Source organism: Flavobacterium hauense (assembly GCF_054457175.1).
The window spans coordinates 88690-109493 of the sequence record NZ_JBTKVX010000004.1 but is presented as its reverse complement, the minus strand read 5'-3'; the positions used below and the strand labels follow the sequence as shown (position 1 = coordinate 109493).

Genomic DNA, 20804 nt, shown 5'->3' with positions numbered 1-20804 from the left:
ATGTTTTTTTTTAAAAGTTAGCCTTAATACTGAAGCCCAAGCTCCTTGTGGATGGGTTAGCACTAAATTCACCAAACTGGCCGGCAAGGTCTGTACCAAATGTAGATGTTTCAGGATCTATATATTGGTTGTCTTTAGGAGTCCATATAAACATGTTACGTCCTATTACCGAGAATGTAAGTCCTTGTATCATAGATTTGTCAAGGAACTTAGAAGGCAGTGAATAACTAATAATGATCTCGCGTAGTTTTATGAAAGATTTATCTATCACTGTTGATCTCGCTAATGCATCGGCACGATAGTAATCATCTTGGTGTTCAACATCTACTGGTGTAGTGTTTGGGGTGTAGGTCACTGTACCGTCAGGGGCAGTGTTTTTAACAACTGAACCCGGAACAATAAATGGCTGTCTGTCATTATAAGTAGTAGTAACAGAGTTACCAGTAAACCTGGTAATGTCTGCAGTACGGGAGAACATTAACCCTCCCTGACGAATATCAAAAGTAAAATCAAGGGTAATGCCTTTATAGCTTAATGTATTTCCTACACCCATAGTGTAATCATATTGGGTATCACCATACACCTCTTTGATAGGGTCAGCTACCGGTACACCATTAGCATCTACCACAATGTTACCGTTAGGATCTCTTTCTGCTACCGGCCCCTGAAGCAATGCTACAGGTTGTCCTGGTTTGGCTATTAGTGAAATACTGTTTAATCCGCCCAGGTCAACTTGTTGTAGCCTTGGATCAAGTTCTTTTAGCTCTGAATTGTTTTTTGCATAGTTTACAGATGTACTCCAGCTAAAGCCTCCACTGGTGCTTCTCACCCAGTTAAATGTTACAAGTCCTTCAAAACCTTTGTTGGTTACTGTACCAATGTTAGCTGTCTGGCTGGTGTAACCGCTACTCGGTGCTAATGGAAGTGCCAGAATCTGATCGTCAATTTTTGCACTGTAATAGGTAGCATCAATTGTAACGAAGTTATTAAAGAAAGATGCTTCCATACCAATCTCAAATTCGCTTCTTCTCTCAGGTTTCAGGTCCGGATTAGCTAATCTATTGCCTACCTGGTATCCTGTAATACCGTTTATTGGGTAATTAATGTTTCCAAAACCCTGGTTGTCCGTAGAAGTTAATGTGTAAACTGAATTCACCTGATATGGATCGGTGTCAACCCCCGTTTGTCCGTAACCAGCCCTTAGTTTACCGTAGTTAACTACGCTTTTAATTTCAGGGAAAGTATTAGTGAAGATCCAGCTGGCATTAACACCACCATAGAAAACCGACCTGTTTGCTTCAGGAAGCGTAGAGTACCAGTCATTACGTGTGTTAAGAGTTAAATATAGTTCATCATTATAGCCTAATGTTGTTGAATTATATAAACCATATAGTCTTCTTGAATTCTTTGTTGAAGCTACAGTTGGTATATCTGCACTATTCGAAAAAGAGTAAAAACCCGGTATATCCTGTGTAGGTACACTTGCAGTAAAGCCATAACCCGACCTGAAGTTAGAGTTAAAACCAAACGTTGAAACCAGGTTCAGTTTCTCTGTAAGATCAAAGTCAAGGTTTAATAGTAGATCGTGGTTGATCTGTTTTATGGTATTTGATGCTTCGGCATAAGTACCAGGTCTTTCTGTTGACGATTGATCGTTAGGGCTTCCCGGTGATGCGTCTACTTCAGATTGCCATATTTTTGTCAGATCTGTAAATTCATCAAGACCAAACCTATAGGTAAATGTTGCCCATTTGGTAAGTTCTTTTGAAACCTCAAGAGATCCGTAAAAACGTTCCTTGTTGTAATCACTTCCGTCTTCATTTAACGTATAGTACGGGTTTGTTACGCCATAAGGAGTATAGTAGTTGTCAACATTGTTGAATTTATTGTTGTAGTCCTGGAATTCGGTAATAGGAATATCAACAGGAATTTGCATCAGGTTATTGTATGCTGTAAGCCCTTGCCCGGTAGCAACAGAGCTTCCCTGAGTATTTACATAATTCATGTTACCGCTCAATGTCCATCCTTTTATTTTAGTCGTAGCTGTCAGGCTTATTGTGTTTCGCTCATAAGCATCGGCATCCGTTGGATAAATACCATCCTGGCTCGTGTTAGAGTAAGATAGCCTTACAGTAGAATCTCCACTACCACCTGATATGGCCAGGTTTGTCTGAGTTGACGAACCTACATCAAAGAAGTTTTCAAGCTGATCTTTTTGAAAGCTGTAAGGTTTAATTTTTTGTGAATTATCAACAACGTGTCCCCATGGCCTTGTAACACCATCAAGTCTGGGACCCCATGAACCATTTTCAATAAGATAGTGTACTCCATCCCATCCCTGACCAAATTTGTCTTGGTATTTAGGAGTTCTCAATACACTTGTAAAGAAGGTCGTTGTGTCAAAATCAACAGCAAGTTTTCCTGCTTTTCCTTTTTTAGTAGTGATGATGATTACACCTGCAGCAGCTCTTGATCCATAAAGTGCAGTAGCCGATGCTCCTTTTAATACGGTAAGGCTTTCGATGTCGTTAGGGTTAATGTCACCCGTTGCACGTCCAAAGTCATAACCTCCGTTAAGGTCGCTTGAGCTGTTTGTCTGGTTGTTGATCGGTATACCGTCAACGATGTACAAAGGCTGGTTGTTTCCCTGTAAGCTGCTGAATCCCCTGATGATTACCCCTGATGATGCTCCCGGGTCAGTAGAAGCACTTGAGATAACAACACCCGCTACTTTACCTTTTAAAGCGTCAGAAAGATTCGTCTGGGAGCCCTGATTCAGCTGTTCTGACCTAACTGTGGTCGAAGCAGCGCCAATTGAGGCTTTTTCCCTTTTCATACCAACGGCAGTTACAACAACACCTTCCAGCTCTGTTGCGCTGTCGGCCATTGTAACATCGATGTTAGCCGAGGTTGCGGCAAGTTGTTTCGATTCCATACCCACATAGGTAAATACAAGCATGTCTGTAGGAGCTGCCTGAATTGTGAATTTACCGTCGATGTCGGTTTGGGTTCCTGTGGTCGTGCCTTTGACAACAACGTTAACTCCCGGGATTGGGAAACCACCTTCGTCTTTAACTGTACCAGATACAGCTCTTTGCTGTGCAAACGAGATTTGCATCATTAACGCCATGACGAGCGTTAACAAAACACGTAGCCTTGTTTTCATTGAAATAGATTTGAGTTAGTCTCCCAAATTTCTGATGAAGTATTGTGATAAACAAGTTTTTTATGAAAAAATTTAGAATTTTTGTAATATTTTATGATTTAATGTAGGTCTAAGTGTTAAAACCTTGTCTTAAAGCTAAGGTGTATGATGGAGTTAGATAGCTTGATTTGCTGGTCTTTGGTGCTTCCGTTTGCATATATAATGTTAAAAAGCCCTGTTTTAGTAAAAAGCCCAAATCCAAATCCCAATCCCAGTAAATTATTACGTGTTTTAGATGTTTCGTCCTGAAAGTAGCCATAATCGGTTATGGAATGTACGTACATATTTTGAGAAAGCGTATATCTGTACTCTGCCATGAGGGACAGTAAAAGGTTTGCCTGAAGGCTATTTTCATTAAATCCTCTGATTGAATTTATGCCGCCAAACCTGAATAGTTCGTTTATTATATAGGTGTCGCTTTTGAGGTAATAGCCCTGGCTTTTCAGGTTAATGATGTTTCGTTTGTTAAGATAAAAGTTATGTGAGAAATTTATCTGAAGAAAATATTGATCCGAATTGCCTGTTTTTGATTCCCTTGAGCCTGCTCCGCTTTTTGCGAAAAGCGTTGTCTTTTCGGGAAAAATAAAGTCATCAAGATTATAGTTGGTAAATTCATAGGTAGCTGTGAAAAAGGAATTGGAGTAGTCGCTCAATGTGCTGCTGTTTGCGTTTTGAATATCAACAGACTGTGTCTGCTGATGTCCTGCAAAAAGCTTTGAGTTGTAACTGAAGTAATAGCCAATGTTGATGTCGGTCACCGTATTTTGGAAAGTACTGTCCTGTTTGAATATTTTGAGACTTCCTTTAAGGCCTATCGGGCTTCTGAAGATGTAAGGTAATTCCAGTGCTGCATTAAAAGTGGTTTGTTTGTTACCGTCACTTTTCCAAAACAGGTTAAATTTCTCTCCCGTGTTTAGAACGTTGTTGAGCATCAGGTCCAGGTAACCGTTAAAGATGACTTTATTTTGATCGTCGTTTGAAAAACCTATGAATCCGTCAAAGCTGTTAGGTTTGGCTTTTTCAAGGTATGCATAAACTTTAGTCGTGTCCTGCTTAAATAGTATTTCAGGGTATCGTAACTGGCTTACAAAACGCAGGGCGCTAAAATCATTGTAAATGCGCTGTAGTTTATCCTGGTTAAAGGTTTTTCCTTTATATTGTTTAATGATGTTCTTACGTATGCCTTCAGGGAATTTTTTATACCCTTCAATAACAATGTCGTTAAGAACACGTTTTTTTTCGATTTTAGCTGTCAGTGTGGCAAAGAGTGATCTGTAGTGCGATGAATACTCAGTGAGCTGCATGCTACTCAGGGAATATCCCTTTTTTTCCAGTAATGCTACATTCGATGTCATGAAATTCTCGACTTCGCTCATGGGTAGGGTGAGGGTGTCTTTGCTGATGCCTAAATGAATTTTTACATCAGGAGAAATTTTGCCTGTATATATATGTATGTCTTTGGTTCTGTAGCCAAGGGATAGTTTGTAAGCAAATGTTGTGTCGTTTGCTTTTGTGGTTTCGGTCAGGTTGTTTCCAAGATAGCCTATTCTGAACAGGCGTTCTGACAATAAAGCTGTTTCATCATTTATTGATTTTACATTTTCATGTGTCTTTTTATAGGATAATGAGTCGATGACTTTGGTTTCTGCGTCGAGACTCCCTTCGATTTTTAAGTTAAGGGTTTGTGCTTTTGCGAGTAAGCCTGCAAGCGATAAAATAAATATGAGGAAAAGTCTTTTCAACGGAAAAATGTTAGCTGTAAAAATAACGCAAAAAACGGAAAAAAAATATTGCTGGATGTTTTTAGGAGATAAGGAGTTTGAAAATTAATGTTTTATGATTTGTTTTGTTCATATTTATTTATACATTTGCAACCCCGTAAAAAGCGGGTTTTTTAATAATTAGAATTTTTATAATTAATTATGCCAACAATTCAGCAATTAGTAAGAACAGGGAGAGCCCAGATAACTAAGAAGAGTAAATCGGCTGCTTTAGATTCTTGCCCTCAAAGAAGAGGGGTTTGTACACGTGTTTACACTACAACACCTAAGAAACCGAATTCTGCAATGCGTAAAGTTGCAAGGGTTCGTTTAACTAACGGTAATGAGGTGAATGCTTACATTCCTGGAGAGGGACACAATCTACAAGAGCACTCGATAGTATTAGTTAGAGGCGGAAGGGTAAAAGATTTACCAGGAGTTAGGTATCACATTGTGCGCGGAGCGCTTGACACTGCAGGTGTTAGCGGAAGAACACAAAGGAGATCTAAGTACGGTGCTAAACGCCCTAAAGACAAAAAGTAATTTTAAAAAACTTTTAAAGTAAAGACATGAGAAAAAGACAGGCCAAAAAAAGACCTCTTTTACCAGATCCAAGGTTTAATGACCAATTAGTAACACGTTTCGTGAATAACTTAATGTGGGACGGTAAAAAATCAACTGCTTTTAAAGTATTCTACGATGCTATTGATATCGTTGAAACTAAAAAGCAAGATGCTGAGAAATCGGCTCTAGAAACTTGGAAAGATGCTCTAACTAACGTTATGCCTCACGTAGAAGTACGTAGCCGTAGGGTAGGTGGTGCTACATTCCAGATCCCAATGCAGATTCGTCCGGACAGAAAGATATCTATGGCGATGAAATGGATGATTCTTTATGCAAGAAGAAGAAACGAGAAATCTATGGCTCAAAGACTTGCTTCTGAGATCTTAGCTGCTGCTAAGGAAGAAGGTGCTGCTGTTAAAAAGAGAATGGATACTCACAAAATGGCAGAAGCTAACAAAGCGTTCTCTCACTTTAGATTTTAATTCGTAAAGAAAATTTAGAAATGGCTAGAGACTTAAATTATACAAGAAATATAGGAATTGCTGCTCACATTGATGCTGGTAAAACAACAACTACTGAGCGTATATTGTTCTATACGGGTAAATCACACAAAATTGGTGAGGTACACGATGGTGCAGCAACTATGGACTGGATGGCGCAAGAGCAGGAAAGGGGTATTACCATTACTTCTGCAGCGACAACATGTACATGGAGCTTCCCTACTGATCAGGGTAAAGCGATATCTGATTCTAAGGATTACCACTTCAATATCATTGATACTCCGGGACACGTTGACTTTACCGTAGAGGTAAACCGTTCTCTTAGGGTTCTTGATGGTCTTGTTTTCCTTTTTAGTGCTGTTGATGGTGTTGAGCCACAGTCAGAAACTAACTGGAGACTTGCTGATAACTACCGAGTGCCTCGTATGGGCTTCGTTAACAAAATGGACCGTCAGGGATCTAACTTCCTTGCAGTTTGTCAGCAGGTAAAAGACATGCTTAAGTCTAACGCAGTGCCGATCGTACTTCCTATCGGTGATGAGGCAGACTTTAGAGGTGTTGTGGATCTTATTAAAAACCAGGCTATCGTTTGGCATGATGAGACTCAGGGTGCTACATTTGATATTGTGCCTATTCCTGAAGATATGAAAGAAGAAACTCATAAGTTCAGATCTCAACTTATTGAAGAGGTTGCTGCTTATGATGAAAACCTTCTTGAAAAATATATGGAGGATGAAGATTCTCTTACTGAAGATGAAATCAACGAAGCGCTTAGGAAAGCTACCATCGATATGGCTATCATTCCAATGCTTTGTGGGTCTTCATTCAAAAACAAAGGTGTTCAGTTCATGCTTGATGCGGTTTGTAAATTCCTTCCATCTCCACTTGATAAAGAGGCTATTGAAGGTACAAACCCTGATACTGATGAGCCAATTTCACGTAAGCCATCTGCAACTGAGCCGTTTGCTGCTCTTGCGTTCAAGATTGCAACTGACCCTTATGTAGGTCGTCTTGCATTCTTCAGGGCTTATTCAGGTCGTCTTGATGCTGGATCTTATGTTCTTAACAACCGTTCAGGTAACAAAGAGCGTATCTCTCGTATCTACCAGATGCACGCTAACAAGCAAAACCCAATCGACTATATCGAGGCAGGTGATATTGGGGCTGCTGTAGGTTTTAAAGACATTAAGACTGGTGATACACTTTCTGATGAGAAAAACCCAATCGTTCTTGAGTCAATGAACTTCCCTGATCCGGTAATCGGTATCGCTGTTGAGCCTAAAACTAAGGCTGACGTTGATAAAATGGGTATGGCTCTTGCTAAGCTTGCTGAGGAAGATCCTACATTTACTGTAAGAACTGACCAGGCTTCAGGACAAACTATTATCTCTGGTATGGGTGAGCTTCACCTTGATATCCTTGTTGACCGTCTTAAGCGTGAGTTTAAGGTGGAAGTTAACCAGGGTGAGCCTCAGGTAGAGTACAAAGAAGCTATTACACGTAAAGCTAACCACAGAGAAACATATAAGAAACAGTCTGGTGGTCGTGGTAAATTCGGTGATATCGTATTCCGTCTTGAGCCGGCTGACGAAGTTGATGGTAAAGCACCAATGGGACTTCAGTTTGTTAACGAGGTGAAAGGTGGTAACATTCCTAGGGAATTTGTTCCTGCTATTGAGAAAGGTTTCAGAGAAGCTATGAAAGCGGGACCTCTTGCAGGTTACGAAATGGATAGTATGAAAGTTACTCTTTTAGACGGTTCATTCCACCCTGTGGATTCGGATGCACTTTCTTTCGAACTTGCTGCTAAAATGGGTTACAAAGAGTCTGCTAAGGCTGCCGGTGCAGTTATCCTTGAGCCAATCATGAAACTTGAGGTTCTTACACCTGAAGAAAACATGGGTGATATCGTAGGTGACCTTAACCGTCGTCGTGGTCAGATCAATAACATGGATGACAGAGCAGGATCTAAAGTTGTTAAAGCCAGCGTTCCTCTTTCTGAGATGTTTGGTTATGTTACTACACTTAGAACTTTGTCTTCAGGTAGGGCAACTTCTACAATGGAATTCTCTCACTATGCAGAGACGCCATCTAACATTGCTGACGATGTAATTAAAAAAGCAAAAGGTAACGCTTAATTTAAAAGAAAATGAGTCAAAAAATCAGAATAAAATTAAAATCATACGATCATAGCCTTGTAGACAAGTCTGCAGAGAAGATCGTTAAGACTGTAAAAAGTACTGGTGCAGTTGTAACAGGTCCTATTCCGTTACCAACTCACAAAAAAATCTTTACTGTACTAAGGTCTCCACACGTAAATAAAAAATCAAGAGAGCAGTTTGAGGTTAGCTCATACAAAAGGCTACTTGATATTTACAGTTCTTCTTCTAAAACTATCGATGCGCTAATGAAATTAGAGCTTCCTAGTGGTGTTGAAGTTGAAATCAAAGTCTGAGTTATTTTAAATAACTATATAAAGATCTCCGGAGTTTTTGCTCCGGAGATTTTTTTTTCTGCTTTTGCGGCAGTAGGGTATTAGCGGGTAAAAAAGCGTAATTTTTTGATTTAGAATTAAATATTTTCCATTTCTTACAATTATTTTATTGTAACTGTTTGATAATCTAAATTTAATAATTACTTTTGCACCCCTGTTTGGAGTATTCTGTTATTTCAAATTGAAGGGAAATTAATAATTAATAACAAAAATTTATGTCTGGGTTAATTGGTAAAAAAATCGGCATGACCAGTATTTTCGATGAAAACGGAAAAAACATTCCGTGTACAGTAATCGAAGCTGGACCATGCGTTGTTACCCAAGTCAGAACCAATGCGGTTGACGGGTATGAAGCGTTGCAGCTTGGTTTCGATGACAAAGCAGAGAGACATGCTACTAAAGCGGCTGCAGGCCACTTTAAGAAAGCAGGTACAGTTGCTAAGAAAAAAGTCGTTGAATTCCAGGATTTTGTAAACGAGCACAAATTAGGTGATGTTATCACTGTTGATCTTTTCGCTGAAGGCGAATTTGTTGATGTACAGGGTGTATCTAAAGGTAAAGGTTTCCAGGGTGTTGTTAAGCGTCACGGTTTTGGTGGTGTTGGACAAGCTACTCACGGTCAGCACAACCGTCTTAGAGCGCCGGGTTCTGTAGGAGCATCATCATATCCTTCACGTGTATTCAAAGGAATGCGTATGGCAGGAAGAATGGGCGGAGATAATGTAACAATTCAAAACCTTAGAGTTTTAAAAGTAGTTGCTGAAAAGAATCTACTTGTGGTTAAAGGAGCGATTCCTGGACACAAAAACTCTTATGTAATCATTCAGAAGTAATGGAAGTAAAAGTATTAGATATCAACGGAAAAGAAACTGGCAGAACGGTAACCCTTTCTGATGCAGTATTCGCAATTGAGCCTAATAAGCATGCTGTATACCTGGACGTTAAGCAATATCTTGCTAACCAAAGGCAGGGAACTCACAAAGCTAAAGAAAGAGCTGAGGTTACCGGTAGTACACGCAAAATTAAGAAGCAAAAAGGAACAGGTACTGCTCGTGCGGGTAGTATTAAGAACCCATTGTTTAAGGGTGGAGGTACAATCTTCGGTCCAAGACCAAGAAGCTATTCTTTCAAACTTAACAAAGGTCTTAAGCGTTTAGCAAGAAAATCGGCTCTTGCAATGAAAGCAAAAGAGTCAAATTTAATAGTTGTTGAGAACTTCGAATTTGAAACTCCAAACACTAAAAATTTCATTAACGTTTTGAAAGCTTTAGGGTTAGAGAATAAAAAATCGCTGTTTGTGTTGGGTGATACAAATAAAAATGTATATTTGTCGTCACGCAATTTAAAAGCTTCTAATGTTGTAACTACTTCAGAATTAAGCACTTATAATGTTTTACATTCAAATAGTTTAGTTCTTTTAGAGGGTGCATTAGAAGGAATTGAAGAAAATTTAAGCAAATAATAGGGCTATGAGTATCATTATTAAACCTATCATTACTGAAAAAATAACTAAAGACGGTGAGATTTTCAACCGTTTTGGTTTCGTTGTGAATAAAAAAGCAAACAAAATTCAGATTAAGAATGCTGTAGAGGCTGCTTATGGAATTAAAGTTGTTGAAGTTAACACAATGAATTACAGGGCTGATAGATCGGTTAAATACACTAAGAGTGGTTTAATCTCAGGAAAGACAAATGCTTACAAAAAGGCAATTGTACAAGTACAAGAAGGTGAAACAATAGATTTTTATAATAATATCTAATAGAAAATGTCAGTTAGAAAATTAAAACCTATTACCCCAGGTCAGCGTTTTAGAGTTGTAAATAGCTTTGACACTATTACAACTGATAAGCCGGAGCGTTCATTGATCGCACCGAAAAAAAACTCTGGAGGTAGAAATAGTCAAGGAAAGATGACCATGCGTTATACAGGCGGTGGTCACAAACAAAGGTATCGTATAATCGATTTTAAAAGAACTAAAGCTGGAGTTCCTGCTGTGGTTAAAACTATCGAGTACGATCCAAACCGTTCAGCATTTATTTCCCTATTGTATTATGCTGATGGAGAGAAAACGTATATCATTGCACAAAACGGACTTCAGGTGGGTCAAACCGTAACTTCAGGAGAGAATGCAGCTCCGGAAATCGGTAACTCAATGCCTTTAAGTAAAATTCCTCTGGGAACTGTTATATCTTGCATCGAGCTACGTCCAGGCCAGGGAGCAGTTATTGCTCGTAGTGCTGGTACTTTTGCACAGTTAATGGCAAGAGATGGAAAATATGCTACAATCAAAATGCCTTCAGGTGAGACAAGGTTAATCCTTCTTACATGTTCTGCAACGATTGGAGCTGTTTCTAACTCTGACCACCAGTTGATCGTGTCTGGTAAAGCAGGTAGATCAAGATGGTTAGGTAGAAGACCAAGAACAAGACCGGTAGCGATGAACCCTGTCGATCACCCGATGGGTGGTGGTGAAGGACGTTCTTCTGGTGGTCACCCACGTTCTAGAAAAGGTCTTCCGGCTAAAGGTTACAGGACTCGTTCTAAAGTTAACCCGAGTAATAAGTATATCGTAGAACGTAGAAAGAAATAATAAGTAAGATATGGCACGTTCATTAAAGAAAGGACCTTTCGTTCACTATAAGTTGGATAAGAAAGTTCAGGAAAATATCGAAAAAGGGAACAAAGCGGTTGTTAAGACTTGGTCTAGAGCTTCTATGATTACCCCGGATTTTGTTGGACAAACTATCGCAGTACACAACGGTCGTCAATTCGTACCGGTTTACGTTACAGAGAATATGGTAGGTCATAAATTAGGAGAATTTTCGCCAACGCGCTCTTTCAGAGGCCACGCTGGTGCAAAAAATAAAGGTAAAAAATAATAAGAAGCTATGGGAGTTCGTAAAAGAGAAAGAGCAGAGCAGACTAAAGAAGCTAATAAGCAAATTGCATTTGCTAAGCTGAATAACTGCCCTACTTCACCTAGAAAAATGCGCCTTGTTGCGGATTTGGTAAGAGGTCAGAAAGTAGAATTAGCTCTTAATATATTAAAGTTCAGTTCAAAAGAAGCTTCTCGCAAACTTGAAAAATTGTTACTTTCTGCCATTAACAACTGGCAGCAAAAGAACGCTGAAGAGAGTTTAGAGAATGCAGGCTTATTTGTAAAAGAGATCCGTGTAGACGGTGGTATGATGCTTAAAAGGCTAAGACCGGCTCCACAAGGTCGTGCACACAGGATAAGAAAACGTTCTAACCACGTTACTATCGTGCTTGGAGCTACTAATAATAACACACAAAGCAACTAAGAGAAATGGGACAAAAAACAAATCCAATAGGAAATCGCCTTGGTATCATCAGGGGTTGGGATTCTAACTGGTATGGTGGAAATGACTACGGCGATAAACTTGCTGAAGATCACAAAATCAGGAAATATATCCATGCCCGTTTATCTAAAGCTAGTGTGTCTAAGGTAATCATCGAGAGAACACTTAAACTTGTAACCGTTACTATTACTACTGCCCGTCCTGGTATCATTATCGGAAAAGGTGGTCAGGAAGTAGACAAGTTGAAAGAAGAGCTTAAGAAAATTACAGACAAAGAGGTTCAAATCAACATCTTTGAAATCAAAAGGCCTGAGCTTGATGCTTACTTAGTAGGTACAAGTATTGCCCGTCAGATTGAAAGCCGTATCTCTTACAGAAGGGCTATCAAAATGGCTATCGCTGCTGCTATGCGTATGAACGCAGAAGGTATTAAAGTGATGATCTCTGGCCGTCTTAACGGTGCTGAGATGGCACGTTCAGAAATGTTCAAAGAAGGAAGAATTCCTCTATCAACTTTCAGAGCTGACATTGATTATTCACTAGCTGAAGCTCACACTACTTATGGTAGAATGGGTATCAAAGTATGGATAATGAAAGGTGAGGTTTACGGTAAAAGAGATCTTTCTCCGTTAGCAGGTATGGACAAAAAACAGTCTAAATCTGCAGGATCTCAAGACAGACCACAAGGAAGACCAAACGGTCGTCCGGGTGGGGATAAATCTAACCAACGCAAAAGAAAGTAATTTAAACTAAAGAAGTAAAATGTTACAGCCTAAAAGAACAAAATACCGTAAGGTACAGAAAGGTAAGATGAAGGGCGTGTCTCAAAGAGGTCACGAACTTTCTAATGGAATGTTTGGTATCAAATCTTTAGATTCGACTTTTATTACTTCTCGCCAGATTGAAGCGGCCCGTATCGCGGCAACACGTTTCATGAAGAGGGAAGGTCAACTATGGATAAAAATTTTCCCGGACAAGCCTATCACTAAAAAACCTCTAGAGGTAAGGATGGGTAAAGGTAAAGGTGCAGTTGAATACTGGGCTGCTGTTGTTAAACCGGGAAGAATCATGTTTGAAGTAGGAGGAGTTCCTTTGTCAGTAGCTAAAGAGGCACTTCGCCTTGCTGCTCAAAAGCTTCCTGTAAAAACTAAGTTTATTGTTGCCAGAGATTTCGAAGCATAATCAAAATTTTATTATGAAACAATCTGAAATAAAAGATCTATCTGCAGCTGAGTTACAAGGTAAACTTGGTGAATTGAGAAAAACATATGCCGACCTAAGAACTGCTCACGCAATTTCTCCGATCGAAAACCCATTACAGATCAGATCTGTAAGAAGGTCTATCGCAAGAGTAGCCACTGAGCTAAGTAAAAGAGAATTACAATAATTGTAGTCTGCTGAAAGATGGAAGAAAAAAGAAATTTAAGAAAAGAGAGAATTGGTGTTGTTACCAGTAATAAAATGGAGAAATCAATCGTGGTTTCCCAAACTACAAGAGTAAAACACCCATTATACGGTAAGTTCGTGTTGAAAACAAAGAAATTTGTTGCACACGACGAAACAAACGACTGTAACATTGGTGATACAGTAAGGATCATGGAAACACGTCCTTTAAGTAAATCTAAATGTTGGAGGTTAGTTGAAATCATTGAAAGAGCTAAGTAATTATGGTACAACAGGAATCAAGACTTAAAGTAGCAGACAACACAGGAGCTAAGGAAGTTTTAACTATCCGTGTTCTTGGAGGAACGAAAAGACGTTATGCCTCTGTTGGAGATAAAATTGTAGTTTCTATTAAAGATGCAACACCTAACGGTAACGTTAAGAAAGGTGCTGTTTCAACTGCAGTTGTTGTACGTACCAAAAAAGAAGTGAGAAGAGCCGATGGTTCATACATCAGATTTGACGATAACGCTTGCGTATTGTTAAACGCTGCTGGTGAGATGAGGGGAACTCGTGTTTTTGGTCCGGTTGCAAGAGAACTTCGTGAAAAACAATTCATGAAAATTGTATCATTAGCACCTGAAGTGCTTTAATTATTCTTAAGATGATAAAGCTAAAGATAAAATCTGGAGACACTGTAAGAGTAATTGCCGGAGACCATAAAGGTTCTGAAGGTAAAGTACTACGTGTTCTTCGTGAGAAAAACAAAGCGATCGTAGAAGGCGTTAACATGGTGTCTAAACACACTAAACCAAGCGCTAAAAACCCTCAGGGTGGTATCGTGAAGAAAGAAGCTCCTATCCACATCTCTAACATCGCTCTTGTAGACCTTAAAACTAAGGAAACTACAAAAACAGGTGTGAGAAAAGAAGGAGATAAGAACGTGAGATTTTCAAAAAAATCTAATCAAGTATTATAGTGATGGCTTACATACCAAGATTAAAAGAAGAATATAAGAGTCGCGTTGTCGCTGCTCTTAAAGAAGAGTTCGGTTACAAAAACGTAATGCAGGTTCCTAAACTTGAAAAAATCGTTTTGAGCCGTGGAGTTGGTGCAGCTGTATCTGATAAGAAACTTATCGATTATGCAGTTGACGAGTTAACAAAGATTACTGGCCAGAAAGCTGTATCTACAATTTCTAAGAAAGACGTTGCGTCTTTCAAACTTAGAAAAGGTATGCCGATTGGTGCTAAAGTAACTTTACGTGGTGAAAGAATGTATGAGTTCCTAGACAGGCTTATCACATCTTCACTTCCACGTGTAAGAGATTTTAGCGGAATCAAAGCTACAGGTTTTGACGGTAGAGGTAACTATAACCTGGGTGTAACTGAGCAAATCATTTTCCCTGAAATTGATATTGATAAAGTTAACAAAATATCAGGTTTAGATATTACATTTGTAACTTCTGCACAAACCGATAAAGAAGCGAAGTCATTATTAGCAGAATTAGGTTTACCTTTTAAAAAGAATTAAGTTATGGCTAAAGAATCAATGAAAGCCCGCGAGGTTAAAAGACAAAATTTAGTAGCTAAGTATGCTGATAAAAGGAAAGCTTTATTAGAAGCTGGAGATTATGAAGGCCTTCAAAAACTACCTAAAAATGCTTCTCCGGTACGTTTACACAATCGTTGTAAACTTACAGGAAGACCAAGAGGGTATATGCGTCAGTTCGGAATTTCACGTGTAACTTTCCGTGAAATGGCTAATAACGGATTGATACCAGGTGTTAGAAAAGCAAGCTGGTAAAAAAACAGAATTATAAATGGGTTTCAGGTTCGGCCTTAACAGGCCGAAAACCGTTACCACAAATTACTAAATATGTATACAGATCCAATCGCTGATTTCTTAACAAGAATCAGGAATGCAGTTAGAGCTAACCACAAAGTGGTTGAAATCCCTGCTTCTAACCTTAAAAAAGAAATCACAAAGATTTTATTTGATCAGGGTTATATCCTTAGCTACAAATTTGATGACAATGCTGTACAAGGCACCATCAAAATCGCTCTTAAGTACGACAAAGACACTAAAGAGTCTGTAATTAAAGATATCCAAAGAATTAGTAAACCAGGTTTACGTAAATACGCAGGTGCTGATAACCTTCCTAGGATCCTTAACGGTCTTGGTATTGCTATCGTTTCTACTTCTAAAGGTCTTATGACCGGAAAACAGGCGAAACAGCAAAATGTAGGTGGTGAGGTAATTTGTTACGTATACTAATTTAAAAGACTTATACGATGTCAAGAATAGGTAAAAATCCAATTACAATACCAGCCGGTGTTACTGTAGAAGTAAACGGCAACGTTGTATCAGTTAAAGGTAAAAAAGGCCAGCTTACACAAGATTTCACAGATGTTACTGTGAAAATTGAAGAGGGTCAGGTTTTAGTTGAAAGATCTTCAGATCATAAAGATGACAGATCTAAGCACGGTTTATACAGGTCACTTATCAATAACATGATTATTGGTGTGGCTGAAGGCTTTACTAAAGAATTAGAATTGGTAGGAGTAGGTTACAGAGCTTCTAACCAAGGACAGAAATTAGATATCGCTCTAGGTTTCTCTCACAACATCGTTCTTGAAGTTGTGTCTGAAGTTACTGTTGAAACTGTATCAGAAAAGGGTAAAAACCCTATCATCAAATTAGCATCTCACGATAAACAACTTTTAGGGCAGGTTGCTGCAAAGATTCGTTCTTTCCGTAAGCCTGAACCATACAAAGGAAAAGGTGTTAAATTTGTAGGTGAAGTACTAAGAAGAAAAGCAGGTAAGTCAGCTTAATAAATCTTAAAATCTAAGACTATGTCATTAAACAAATCTGAAAGAAGACAAAGAATTAAGTTCAGGATCAGAAAGATTGTAAGCGGAACTGCTGCTCAACCAAGACTTTCTGTATTCAGGAGCAATAAAGAGATCTATGCTCAAATCATAGATGATGTTAACGGAGTAACCCTTGCGGCTGCATCTTCAAGAGATGCAGGTATCACTAAAGGTACTAACATTGAAACTGCTGCAGCTGTTGGAAAAGCAATTGCAGAGAAAGCTTTAAAAGCTGGTGTAGATACTATCTCTTTTGACAGAGGTGGTTACCTTTACCACGGACGTGTTAAATCATTAGCTGAAGGCGCAAGAGAAGCCGGACTAAAATTCTAAGAAATTATGTATCATAATTATAAAAACGTAGAACTTGTAAAACCAAGCGGTCTTGAACTTAAAGATCGTCTGGTTGCTGTAAATCGTGTTACTAAAGTTACAAAAGGTGGTAGAGCTTTCGGTTTTTCTGCTATTGTAGTTGTAGGTGACGAGAACGGAGTAGTAGGTCACGGTCTTGGTAAATCTAAAGACGTTTCTGAGGCTATTGCTAAAGCTGTTGAAGATGCAAAGAAAAACCTTGTAAAGATTCCTCTTTCAGGTCAGTCTGTTCCTCACGAGCAAAAAGGTAAATTTGGTGGTGCACGTGTACTTTTAATGCCTGCTTCTCACGGTACCGGAGTTATTGCCGGTGGTGCTGTTCGTTCAGTACTTGAGTCAGTTGGTATTCACGATGTATTATCAAAATCTCAGGGATCATCTAACCCTCACAATGTTGTTAAAGCCACTTTTGATGCTTTACTTCAAATGAGAAGTGCTGTTACTGTTGCAAAACAGAGAGGTGTATCATTAGAAAAAGTATTCAAAGGATAATTCACAAGGAAATCATGGGAAAAATAAAAGTAAAACAAGTAAGAAGCAAAATCAACTGTCCTGAAACACAAAAAAGGACTCTTGAGTCGCTAGGCCTTCGCAAAATGGGCCAGGTTGTTGAGCACGATGCAACTCCTGCTATCCTTGGAATGGTAAATAAAGTTAAACACTTAGTTTCTGTTGAAGAAACTAACTAACAAAATACACTCATGGATTTAAGTAACTTACAACCTGCAGAAGGTTCGGTTCACAATAAAAACAAAAGGTTAGGTAGAGGAGAAGGTTCTGGTAAAGGTGGTACCGCTGCACGTGGACACAAAGGAGCTAAATCTCGTTCTGGTTATTCTAAGAAAATTGGTTTTGAAGGTGGTCAGATGCCATTACAAAGGCGTGTTCCTAAGTTTGGTTTCAAGAACATTAACCGTAAAGAATACGAAGGTGTTAACCTTGACACGCTTCAGGCTCTGGTAGATAACGGAATTGTTACTGATACTGTAGATTTTACAGTATTTGTAGAAAACCGCTTAGCTACTAAAAATGAAATGGTAAAGATATTAGGAAGAGGAGAGCTTAAAGCAAAACTAAAAGTAACTGCTCACAAATTTACTGCGACTGCTAAGGCTGCTATCGAAGCTGCTGGTGGAGAAGCTGTAACTTTATAATCTTTATAATTCAAATGAAGAAATTTTTCGAAGCGTTTGCCAATGTCTGGAAAATAGAAGAACTAAAAAATAGAATTTTAGTTACTTTGGGATTGTTACTAGTGTACCGTTTTGGTGCACATGTAACGCTACCCGGTATTGATGCTACACAATTAAACAAATTAACAGATCAAACCCAGGGAGGTATTGGCTGGCTTATCGATGTATTTACAGGTGGTGCGTTTTCGCAGGCATCTGTATTTGCATTGGGTATCATGCCTTACATTTCTGCTTCGATTGTTGTACAGCTAATGGGTATTGCTATACCTTACCTTCAAAAATTGCAAAAAGAGGGAGAGAGCGGAAGGAAAAAGATCAACCAGATCACTCGTTGGTTAACTATCCTTATCACTCTTGTTCAGGGTCCTGGTTATATTTATAACCTTTACAGGACGCTTCCTGCAGAAGCTTTCATGCTTCCTTCTACATCTGCTGCATTTATTTTCTCTTCTGTTGTTATTCTTGCTACAGGTACCATCTTCGCGATGTGGCTTGGTGAGAAGATTACAGATAAAGGAATTGGTAATGGTATATCGCTACTGATATTAGTAGGTATCATCGCAAGGATGCCACAGGCTTTCATTCAGGAATTTACTTCGGTAGTTACTGAAAATAATGGTGGCCCTTTGAAATTACTTCTTGAAATCGTTGTATGGTTATCAATCATTATTGCTTGTATCCTTATGGTTATGGCGGTGAGAAAAATACCGGTACAATATGCAAGACGTACAGCATCTGGCGATTTTGAACAGGATATGTTAGGCGGAAACAGGCAATGGATACCACTAAAGCTAAACGCTTCGGGAGTTATGCCTATAATCTTTGCTCAGGCTATCATGTTTATACCTGCTGCATTAGCAGGGCTTTCGAAGTCAGATGCAGCTCAAACGATCACTTCTCAATTCCAGAATGTGTTCGGTTTAGCGTACAATGTAGTTTTTGCTTTATTAATTATAATTTTTACGTACTTTTACACCGCGATTACGGTGCCTACTAATAAGATGGCTGACGACCTTAAAAGAAGTGGTGGTTTTATACCGGGTGTTAGGCCGGGTGTTGAAACCGGAGACTACCTTGATAAGATCATGTCGTTGATCACTTTCCCTGGTTCATTGTTCCTAGCGTTACTAGCTGTGTTCCCGGCGGTAGTGTTTAACTTTGGAGTTCAGCAGCAGTGGGCATTATTCTATGGTGGTACATCACTGTTAATTATGGTCGGGGTTGCGATCGATACTATTCAGCAGATAAATTCTTATCTATTGAATAAGCATTATGATGGTTTGATGAAAAGTGGTAAGAATAGAAAAGCAGTAGCTTAAAAATTTTTATGGCAAAACAATCAGCAATAGAACAAGACGGATCTATAATAGAAGCATTATCAAATGCCATGTTCCGTGTTGAATTAGAAAACGGGCATATAGTAATTGCTCACATTTCAGGAAAGATGCGTATGCATTATATCAAATTGTTACCTGGTGACAAAGTGAAACTGGAAATGAGCCCTTACGATTTGTCCAAAGCAAGAATTACTTATAGATACTAAAGCTATTAAAATGAAAGTAAGAGCGTCAGTTAAGAAAAGAAGTGCCGAGTGCATCATTGTACGAAGAAAAGGCAGATTATATGTTATTAACAAAAAGAATCCTAGATTTAAACAAAGACAAGGATAATTATGGCAAGAATTGCAGGGGTAGACATACCTAAAAACAAAAGAGGAGTTATTGCTTTAACTTATATCTTCGGAATTGGTAGAAGCAGGGCTGAAGAGATACTAGCAAAAGCTAACGTTAGCGAAGATAAAAAAGTTCAGGATTGGAATGATGATGAAATCAGTGCTATCCGTGAGGCTGTATCTTATTTCAAAATCGAAGGTGAGCTACGTTCTGAGATTTCATTAAACATCAAACGTTTAATGGATATTGGATGCTACAGAGGAATCCGTCACAGAGCTGGTCTTCCACTACGTGGACAACGCACTAAGAACAACTCAAGAACTAGAAAAGGTAAGAGAAAAACTGTTGCTAACAAGAAAAAAGCAACTAAATAATAAGTAGTATGGCTAAAGCGAATACAAAAAAACGTAAAGTTATTGTAGAATCTACAGGTGAAGCTCATATCAGTGCTACTTTCAATAACATCATCATTTCTTTGACTAACAAAAAAGGTGAAGTTATTTCTTGGTCATCTGCAGGTAAGATGGGCTTCAGAGGTTCTAAAAAGAACACTCCGTATGCAGCTCAGATGGCAGCAGAAGATTGCAGTAAAGTAGCTATTGAAGCTGGTCTTAAGAAAGTTAAAGTTTACGTTAAGGGTCCTGGAAATGGTAGAGAATCTGCTATCAGGTCTCTTCATAATGGAGGAATTGAAGTTACTGAGATCATCGACGTTACTCCACTACCGCACAACGGTTGCCGCCCTCCAAAGAGAAGAAGAGTTTAATTTTATAGTATAATCACAAACAGGGCTACGGATTATCGAAGGATACGACCTGAATTCATAATCCCCTGTTTATTAATTTTTAGAAATGGCAAGATATACTGGTCCAAAAACAAAAATCGCCCGTAAATTCGGTGAAGCGATCTTCGGAGATGACAAAGCCTTCGAAAAAAGAAATTACCCTCCAGGGCAACATGGTTTGGCTAAAAAGAGAGGTAAAAAATCTGAATATGCAGTTCAGCTAATGGAAAAGCAGAAAGCTAAATATTCTTATGGTATCCTTGAAAAACAATTCAGGAACCTATATGAAAAAGCTGCTGCATCTAAAGGTGTAACTGGTGAGATTCTTCTACAACTTTGTGAAGCTAGACTTGACAACGTAGTATTCAGGATGGGTATTGCTCCTTCAAGAAGGGCTGCAAGACAAATCGTTTCTCACAGACATATTACAGTAAACGGTGAAGTGGTAAACATTCCATCTTACCACCTGAAACCGGGAGATAAAGTTGCTGTGCGCGAGAAATCAAAATCTCTTGATGCAATCGAGCGCTCTTTATCTAATTCTGCTCACGTTTATGAGTGGATTACTTGGAACAACGATACAAAAGAAGGTACTTTTGTTTCAGTACCTGCCAGGCTACAAATCCCGGAAAACATCAAAGAACAACTAATCGTAGAGTTGTATAACAAATAATAATTG

At 38.8% G+C, this 20804-nt stretch carries 32 protein-coding genes; 30 read left to right on the top strand and 2 right to left on the bottom strand.

Annotated elements, in window-relative coordinates; genetic code table 11:
- Positions 1-10: 10 nt before the first annotated feature.
- Both ACX0HA_RS03800 and ACX0HA_RS03795 read right to left on the bottom strand, forming a co-directional pair.
- A complete protein-coding gene (locus ACX0HA_RS03800) occupies positions 11-3166 on the bottom strand; it encodes a SusC/RagA family TonB-linked outer membrane protein (protein WP_458843935.1) in 3156 nt (1051 codons plus the stop codon).
- A 116-nt stretch (positions 3167-3282) separates the two neighbouring features.
- Complete coding sequence (locus ACX0HA_RS03795) at positions 3283-4947, bottom strand: BamA/TamA family outer membrane protein (RefSeq protein WP_458843934.1); 1665 nt, start codon at positions 4945-4947, stop codon at positions 3283-3285.
- 180 nt (positions 4948-5127) lie between these two features.
- Here ACX0HA_RS03795 and rpsL point away from each other — a divergent pair, with 180 nt between their 5' ends.
- From rpsL to rpsD, 30 genes are all read left to right on the top strand, one after another.
- Positions 5128-5508, top strand: a complete 381-nt coding sequence (rpsL, locus tag ACX0HA_RS03790) for a 30S ribosomal protein S12 (protein ID WP_057671645.1) — start codon at positions 5128-5130, stop codon at positions 5506-5508.
- A gap of 26 nt (positions 5509-5534) precedes the next feature.
- The gene (rpsG, locus tag ACX0HA_RS03785; protein ID WP_114757470.1) at positions 5535-6011 is read left to right on the top strand and encodes a 30S ribosomal protein S7; all 477 of its coding nucleotides are present in this window, start codon (positions 5535-5537) and stop codon (positions 6009-6011) included.
- A 20-nt stretch (positions 6012-6031) separates the two neighbouring features.
- Positions 6032-8167 carry an elongation factor G gene (gene fusA, locus ACX0HA_RS03780; protein ID WP_458843933.1) on the top strand — a complete coding sequence of 712 codons (2136 nt, stop codon included), beginning with the start codon at positions 6032-6034 and terminating at the stop codon, positions 8165-8167.
- An 11-nt stretch (positions 8168-8178) separates the two neighbouring features.
- Positions 8179-8484: a 30S ribosomal protein S10 gene (gene rpsJ, locus ACX0HA_RS03775; protein ID WP_020213633.1), complete on the top strand. Its 306-nt coding sequence runs from the start codon at positions 8179-8181 to the stop codon at positions 8482-8484.
- Positions 8485-8738: 254 nt separating this feature from the next.
- Positions 8739-9356, top strand: coding sequence for a 50S ribosomal protein L3 (rplC, locus tag ACX0HA_RS03770; RefSeq protein WP_458843932.1), 618 nt, complete (start codon positions 8739-8741; stop codon positions 9354-9356).
- Positions 9356-9985 carry a 50S ribosomal protein L4 gene (gene rplD, locus ACX0HA_RS03765; RefSeq protein ID WP_458843931.1) on the top strand — a complete coding sequence of 210 codons (630 nt, stop codon included), beginning with the start codon at positions 9356-9358 and terminating at the stop codon, positions 9983-9985. The genes rplC and rplD overlap by 1 nt, the downstream gene beginning before the upstream one ends.
- Positions 9986-9992: 7 nt before the next feature.
- Positions 9993-10283: a 50S ribosomal protein L23 gene (gene rplW / locus ACX0HA_RS03760; RefSeq protein ID WP_458843930.1), complete on the top strand. Its 291-nt coding sequence runs from the start codon at positions 9993-9995 to the stop codon at positions 10281-10283.
- A gap of 6 nt (positions 10284-10289) precedes the next feature.
- Positions 10290-11114 carry a 50S ribosomal protein L2 gene (rplB, locus tag ACX0HA_RS03755; RefSeq protein ID WP_458843929.1) on the top strand — a complete coding sequence of 275 codons (825 nt, stop codon included), beginning with the start codon at positions 10290-10292 and terminating at the stop codon, positions 11112-11114.
- A 10-nt stretch (positions 11115-11124) separates the two neighbouring features.
- A complete protein-coding gene (gene rpsS, locus ACX0HA_RS03750; RefSeq protein WP_317500534.1) occupies positions 11125-11403 on the top strand; it encodes a 30S ribosomal protein S19 in 279 nt (92 codons plus the stop codon).
- Positions 11404-11412: 9 nt separating this feature from the next.
- The gene (gene rplV, locus ACX0HA_RS03745; RefSeq protein ID WP_114757463.1) at positions 11413-11826 is read left to right on the top strand and encodes a 50S ribosomal protein L22; all 414 of its coding nucleotides are present in this window, start codon (positions 11413-11415) and stop codon (positions 11824-11826) included.
- A gap of 5 nt (positions 11827-11831) precedes the next feature.
- Entirely contained in the window at positions 11832-12587 is a 756-nt protein-coding gene (gene rpsC, locus ACX0HA_RS03740) for a 30S ribosomal protein S3 (RefSeq protein WP_458843928.1), read from the top strand.
- A 19-nt stretch (positions 12588-12606) separates the two neighbouring features.
- Entirely contained in the window at positions 12607-13026 is a 420-nt protein-coding gene (gene rplP / locus ACX0HA_RS03735; protein ID WP_114757461.1) for a 50S ribosomal protein L16, read from the top strand.
- Positions 13027-13039: 13 nt separating this feature from the next.
- Positions 13040-13231 (top strand): 50S ribosomal protein L29, encoded by a 192-nt coding sequence (gene rpmC, locus ACX0HA_RS03730; protein WP_169520218.1) that lies wholly within the window; start codon positions 13040-13042, stop codon positions 13229-13231.
- A 17-nt stretch (positions 13232-13248) separates the two neighbouring features.
- Positions 13249-13509: a 30S ribosomal protein S17 gene (rpsQ, locus tag ACX0HA_RS03725; RefSeq protein WP_341697762.1), complete on the top strand. Its 261-nt coding sequence runs from the start codon at positions 13249-13251 to the stop codon at positions 13507-13509.
- 2 nt (positions 13510-13511) lie between these two features.
- Positions 13512-13880, top strand: coding sequence for a 50S ribosomal protein L14 (gene rplN, locus ACX0HA_RS03720; RefSeq protein WP_007803649.1), 369 nt, complete (start codon positions 13512-13514; stop codon positions 13878-13880).
- Between the two features lie 11 nt (positions 13881-13891).
- Positions 13892-14206 carry a 50S ribosomal protein L24 gene (rplX, locus tag ACX0HA_RS03715; RefSeq protein ID WP_458843927.1) on the top strand — a complete coding sequence of 105 codons (315 nt, stop codon included), beginning with the start codon at positions 13892-13894 and terminating at the stop codon, positions 14204-14206.
- A 2-nt stretch (positions 14207-14208) separates the two neighbouring features.
- The gene (gene rplE / locus ACX0HA_RS03710) at positions 14209-14760 is read left to right on the top strand and encodes a 50S ribosomal protein L5 (protein WP_458843926.1); all 552 of its coding nucleotides are present in this window, start codon (positions 14209-14211) and stop codon (positions 14758-14760) included.
- A gap of 3 nt (positions 14761-14763) precedes the next feature.
- On the top strand, positions 14764-15033 hold the full coding sequence (gene rpsN, locus ACX0HA_RS03705; protein WP_458843925.1) for a 30S ribosomal protein S14: 270 nt from the start codon (positions 14764-14766) through the stop codon (positions 15031-15033).
- A 72-nt stretch (positions 15034-15105) separates the two neighbouring features.
- Entirely contained in the window at positions 15106-15504 is a 399-nt protein-coding gene (gene rpsH / locus ACX0HA_RS03700) for a 30S ribosomal protein S8 (protein WP_458843924.1), read from the top strand.
- 17 nt (positions 15505-15521) lie between these two features.
- Entirely contained in the window at positions 15522-16064 is a 543-nt protein-coding gene (gene rplF, locus ACX0HA_RS03695; protein WP_458843923.1) for a 50S ribosomal protein L6, read from the top strand.
- Between the two features lie 21 nt (positions 16065-16085).
- A complete protein-coding gene (gene rplR, locus ACX0HA_RS03690) occupies positions 16086-16436 on the top strand; it encodes a 50S ribosomal protein L18 (protein ID WP_458843922.1) in 351 nt (116 codons plus the stop codon).
- A 6-nt stretch (positions 16437-16442) separates the two neighbouring features.
- Positions 16443-16967, top strand: a complete 525-nt coding sequence (gene rpsE / locus ACX0HA_RS03685) for a 30S ribosomal protein S5 (RefSeq protein WP_458843921.1) — start codon at positions 16443-16445, stop codon at positions 16965-16967.
- 14 nt (positions 16968-16981) lie between these two features.
- Entirely contained in the window at positions 16982-17164 is a 183-nt protein-coding gene (gene rpmD / locus ACX0HA_RS03680) for a 50S ribosomal protein L30 (RefSeq protein WP_458843920.1), read from the top strand.
- A gap of 12 nt (positions 17165-17176) precedes the next feature.
- Positions 17177-17629, top strand: coding sequence for a 50S ribosomal protein L15 (gene rplO / locus ACX0HA_RS03675; protein ID WP_128388609.1), 453 nt, complete (start codon positions 17177-17179; stop codon positions 17627-17629).
- Positions 17630-17643: 14 nt separating this feature from the next.
- Positions 17644-18987 carry a preprotein translocase subunit SecY gene (gene secY, locus ACX0HA_RS03670; RefSeq protein ID WP_458843919.1) on the top strand — a complete coding sequence of 448 codons (1344 nt, stop codon included), beginning with the start codon at positions 17644-17646 and terminating at the stop codon, positions 18985-18987.
- 8 nt (positions 18988-18995) lie between these two features.
- On the top strand, positions 18996-19211 hold the full coding sequence (infA, locus tag ACX0HA_RS03665; RefSeq protein ID WP_007136545.1) for a translation initiation factor IF-1: 216 nt from the start codon (positions 18996-18998) through the stop codon (positions 19209-19211).
- Between the two features lie 10 nt (positions 19212-19221).
- Positions 19222-19338 carry a type B 50S ribosomal protein L36 gene (gene ykgO / locus ACX0HA_RS03660; protein WP_002987490.1) on the top strand — a complete coding sequence of 39 codons (117 nt, stop codon included), beginning with the start codon at positions 19222-19224 and terminating at the stop codon, positions 19336-19338.
- A 2-nt stretch (positions 19339-19340) separates the two neighbouring features.
- Entirely contained in the window at positions 19341-19715 is a 375-nt protein-coding gene (rpsM, locus tag ACX0HA_RS03655; protein ID WP_169520212.1) for a 30S ribosomal protein S13, read from the top strand.
- A gap of 8 nt (positions 19716-19723) precedes the next feature.
- Entirely contained in the window at positions 19724-20107 is a 384-nt protein-coding gene (rpsK, locus tag ACX0HA_RS03650) for a 30S ribosomal protein S11 (protein ID WP_057671687.1), read from the top strand.
- A gap of 85 nt (positions 20108-20192) precedes the next feature.
- On the top strand, positions 20193-20798 hold the full coding sequence (gene rpsD / locus ACX0HA_RS03645) for a 30S ribosomal protein S4 (RefSeq protein WP_458843918.1): 606 nt from the start codon (positions 20193-20195) through the stop codon (positions 20796-20798).
- The last annotated feature ends 6 nt before the right edge of the window (positions 20799-20804 follow it).

Bases quoted from the DNA above. Each gene is read 5' to 3' on its own strand.
- ACX0HA_RS03800 (WP_458843935.1), bottom strand. From the start codon at position 3,166: ATGAAAACAAGGCTACGTGTTTTGTTAACGCTCGTCATGGCGTTAATG.
- rpsL (WP_057671645.1), top strand. From the start codon at position 5,128: ATGCCAACAATTCAGCAATTAGTAAGAACAGGGAGAGCCCAGATAACT.
- rpsG (WP_114757470.1), top strand. From the start codon at position 5,535: ATGAGAAAAAGACAGGCCAAAAAAAGACCTCTTTTACCAGATCCAAGG.
- fusA (WP_458843933.1), top strand. From the start codon at position 6,032: ATGGCTAGAGACTTAAATTATACAAGAAATATAGGAATTGCTGCTCAC.
- rpsJ (WP_020213633.1), top strand. From the start codon at position 8,179: ATGAGTCAAAAAATCAGAATAAAATTAAAATCATACGATCATAGCCTT.
- rplC (WP_458843932.1), top strand. From the start codon at position 8,739: ATGTCTGGGTTAATTGGTAAAAAAATCGGCATGACCAGTATTTTCGAT.
- rplD (WP_458843931.1), top strand. From the start codon at position 9,356: ATGGAAGTAAAAGTATTAGATATCAACGGAAAAGAAACTGGCAGAACG.
- rplW (WP_458843930.1), top strand. From the start codon at position 9,993: ATGAGTATCATTATTAAACCTATCATTACTGAAAAAATAACTAAAGAC.
- rplB (WP_458843929.1), top strand. From the start codon at position 10,290: ATGTCAGTTAGAAAATTAAAACCTATTACCCCAGGTCAGCGTTTTAGA.
- rpsS (WP_317500534.1), top strand. From the start codon at position 11,125: ATGGCACGTTCATTAAAGAAAGGACCTTTCGTTCACTATAAGTTGGAT.
- rplV (WP_114757463.1), top strand. From the start codon at position 11,413: ATGGGAGTTCGTAAAAGAGAAAGAGCAGAGCAGACTAAAGAAGCTAAT.
- rpsC (WP_458843928.1), top strand. From the start codon at position 11,832: ATGGGACAAAAAACAAATCCAATAGGAAATCGCCTTGGTATCATCAGG.
- rplP (WP_114757461.1), top strand. From the start codon at position 12,607: ATGTTACAGCCTAAAAGAACAAAATACCGTAAGGTACAGAAAGGTAAG.
- rpmC (WP_169520218.1), top strand. From the start codon at position 13,040: ATGAAACAATCTGAAATAAAAGATCTATCTGCAGCTGAGTTACAAGGT.
- rpsQ (WP_341697762.1), top strand. From the start codon at position 13,249: ATGGAAGAAAAAAGAAATTTAAGAAAAGAGAGAATTGGTGTTGTTACC.
- rplN (WP_007803649.1), top strand. From the start codon at position 13,512: ATGGTACAACAGGAATCAAGACTTAAAGTAGCAGACAACACAGGAGCT.
- rplX (WP_458843927.1), top strand. From the start codon at position 13,892: ATGATAAAGCTAAAGATAAAATCTGGAGACACTGTAAGAGTAATTGCC.
- rplE (WP_458843926.1), top strand. From the start codon at position 14,209: ATGGCTTACATACCAAGATTAAAAGAAGAATATAAGAGTCGCGTTGTC.
- rpsN (WP_458843925.1), top strand. From the start codon at position 14,764: ATGGCTAAAGAATCAATGAAAGCCCGCGAGGTTAAAAGACAAAATTTA.
- rpsH (WP_458843924.1), top strand. From the start codon at position 15,106: ATGTATACAGATCCAATCGCTGATTTCTTAACAAGAATCAGGAATGCA.
- rplF (WP_458843923.1), top strand. From the start codon at position 15,522: ATGTCAAGAATAGGTAAAAATCCAATTACAATACCAGCCGGTGTTACT.
- rplR (WP_458843922.1), top strand. From the start codon at position 16,086: ATGTCATTAAACAAATCTGAAAGAAGACAAAGAATTAAGTTCAGGATC.
- rpsE (WP_458843921.1), top strand. From the start codon at position 16,443: ATGTATCATAATTATAAAAACGTAGAACTTGTAAAACCAAGCGGTCTT.
- rpmD (WP_458843920.1), top strand. From the start codon at position 16,982: ATGGGAAAAATAAAAGTAAAACAAGTAAGAAGCAAAATCAACTGTCCT.
- rplO (WP_128388609.1), top strand. From the start codon at position 17,177: ATGGATTTAAGTAACTTACAACCTGCAGAAGGTTCGGTTCACAATAAA.
- secY (WP_458843919.1), top strand. From the start codon at position 17,644: ATGAAGAAATTTTTCGAAGCGTTTGCCAATGTCTGGAAAATAGAAGAA.
- infA (WP_007136545.1), top strand. From the start codon at position 18,996: ATGGCAAAACAATCAGCAATAGAACAAGACGGATCTATAATAGAAGCA.
- ykgO (WP_002987490.1), top strand. From the start codon at position 19,222: ATGAAAGTAAGAGCGTCAGTTAAGAAAAGAAGTGCCGAGTGCATCATT.
- rpsM (WP_169520212.1), top strand. From the start codon at position 19,341: ATGGCAAGAATTGCAGGGGTAGACATACCTAAAAACAAAAGAGGAGTT.
- rpsK (WP_057671687.1), top strand. From the start codon at position 19,724: ATGGCTAAAGCGAATACAAAAAAACGTAAAGTTATTGTAGAATCTACA.
- rpsD (WP_458843918.1), top strand. From the start codon at position 20,193: ATGGCAAGATATACTGGTCCAAAAACAAAAATCGCCCGTAAATTCGGT.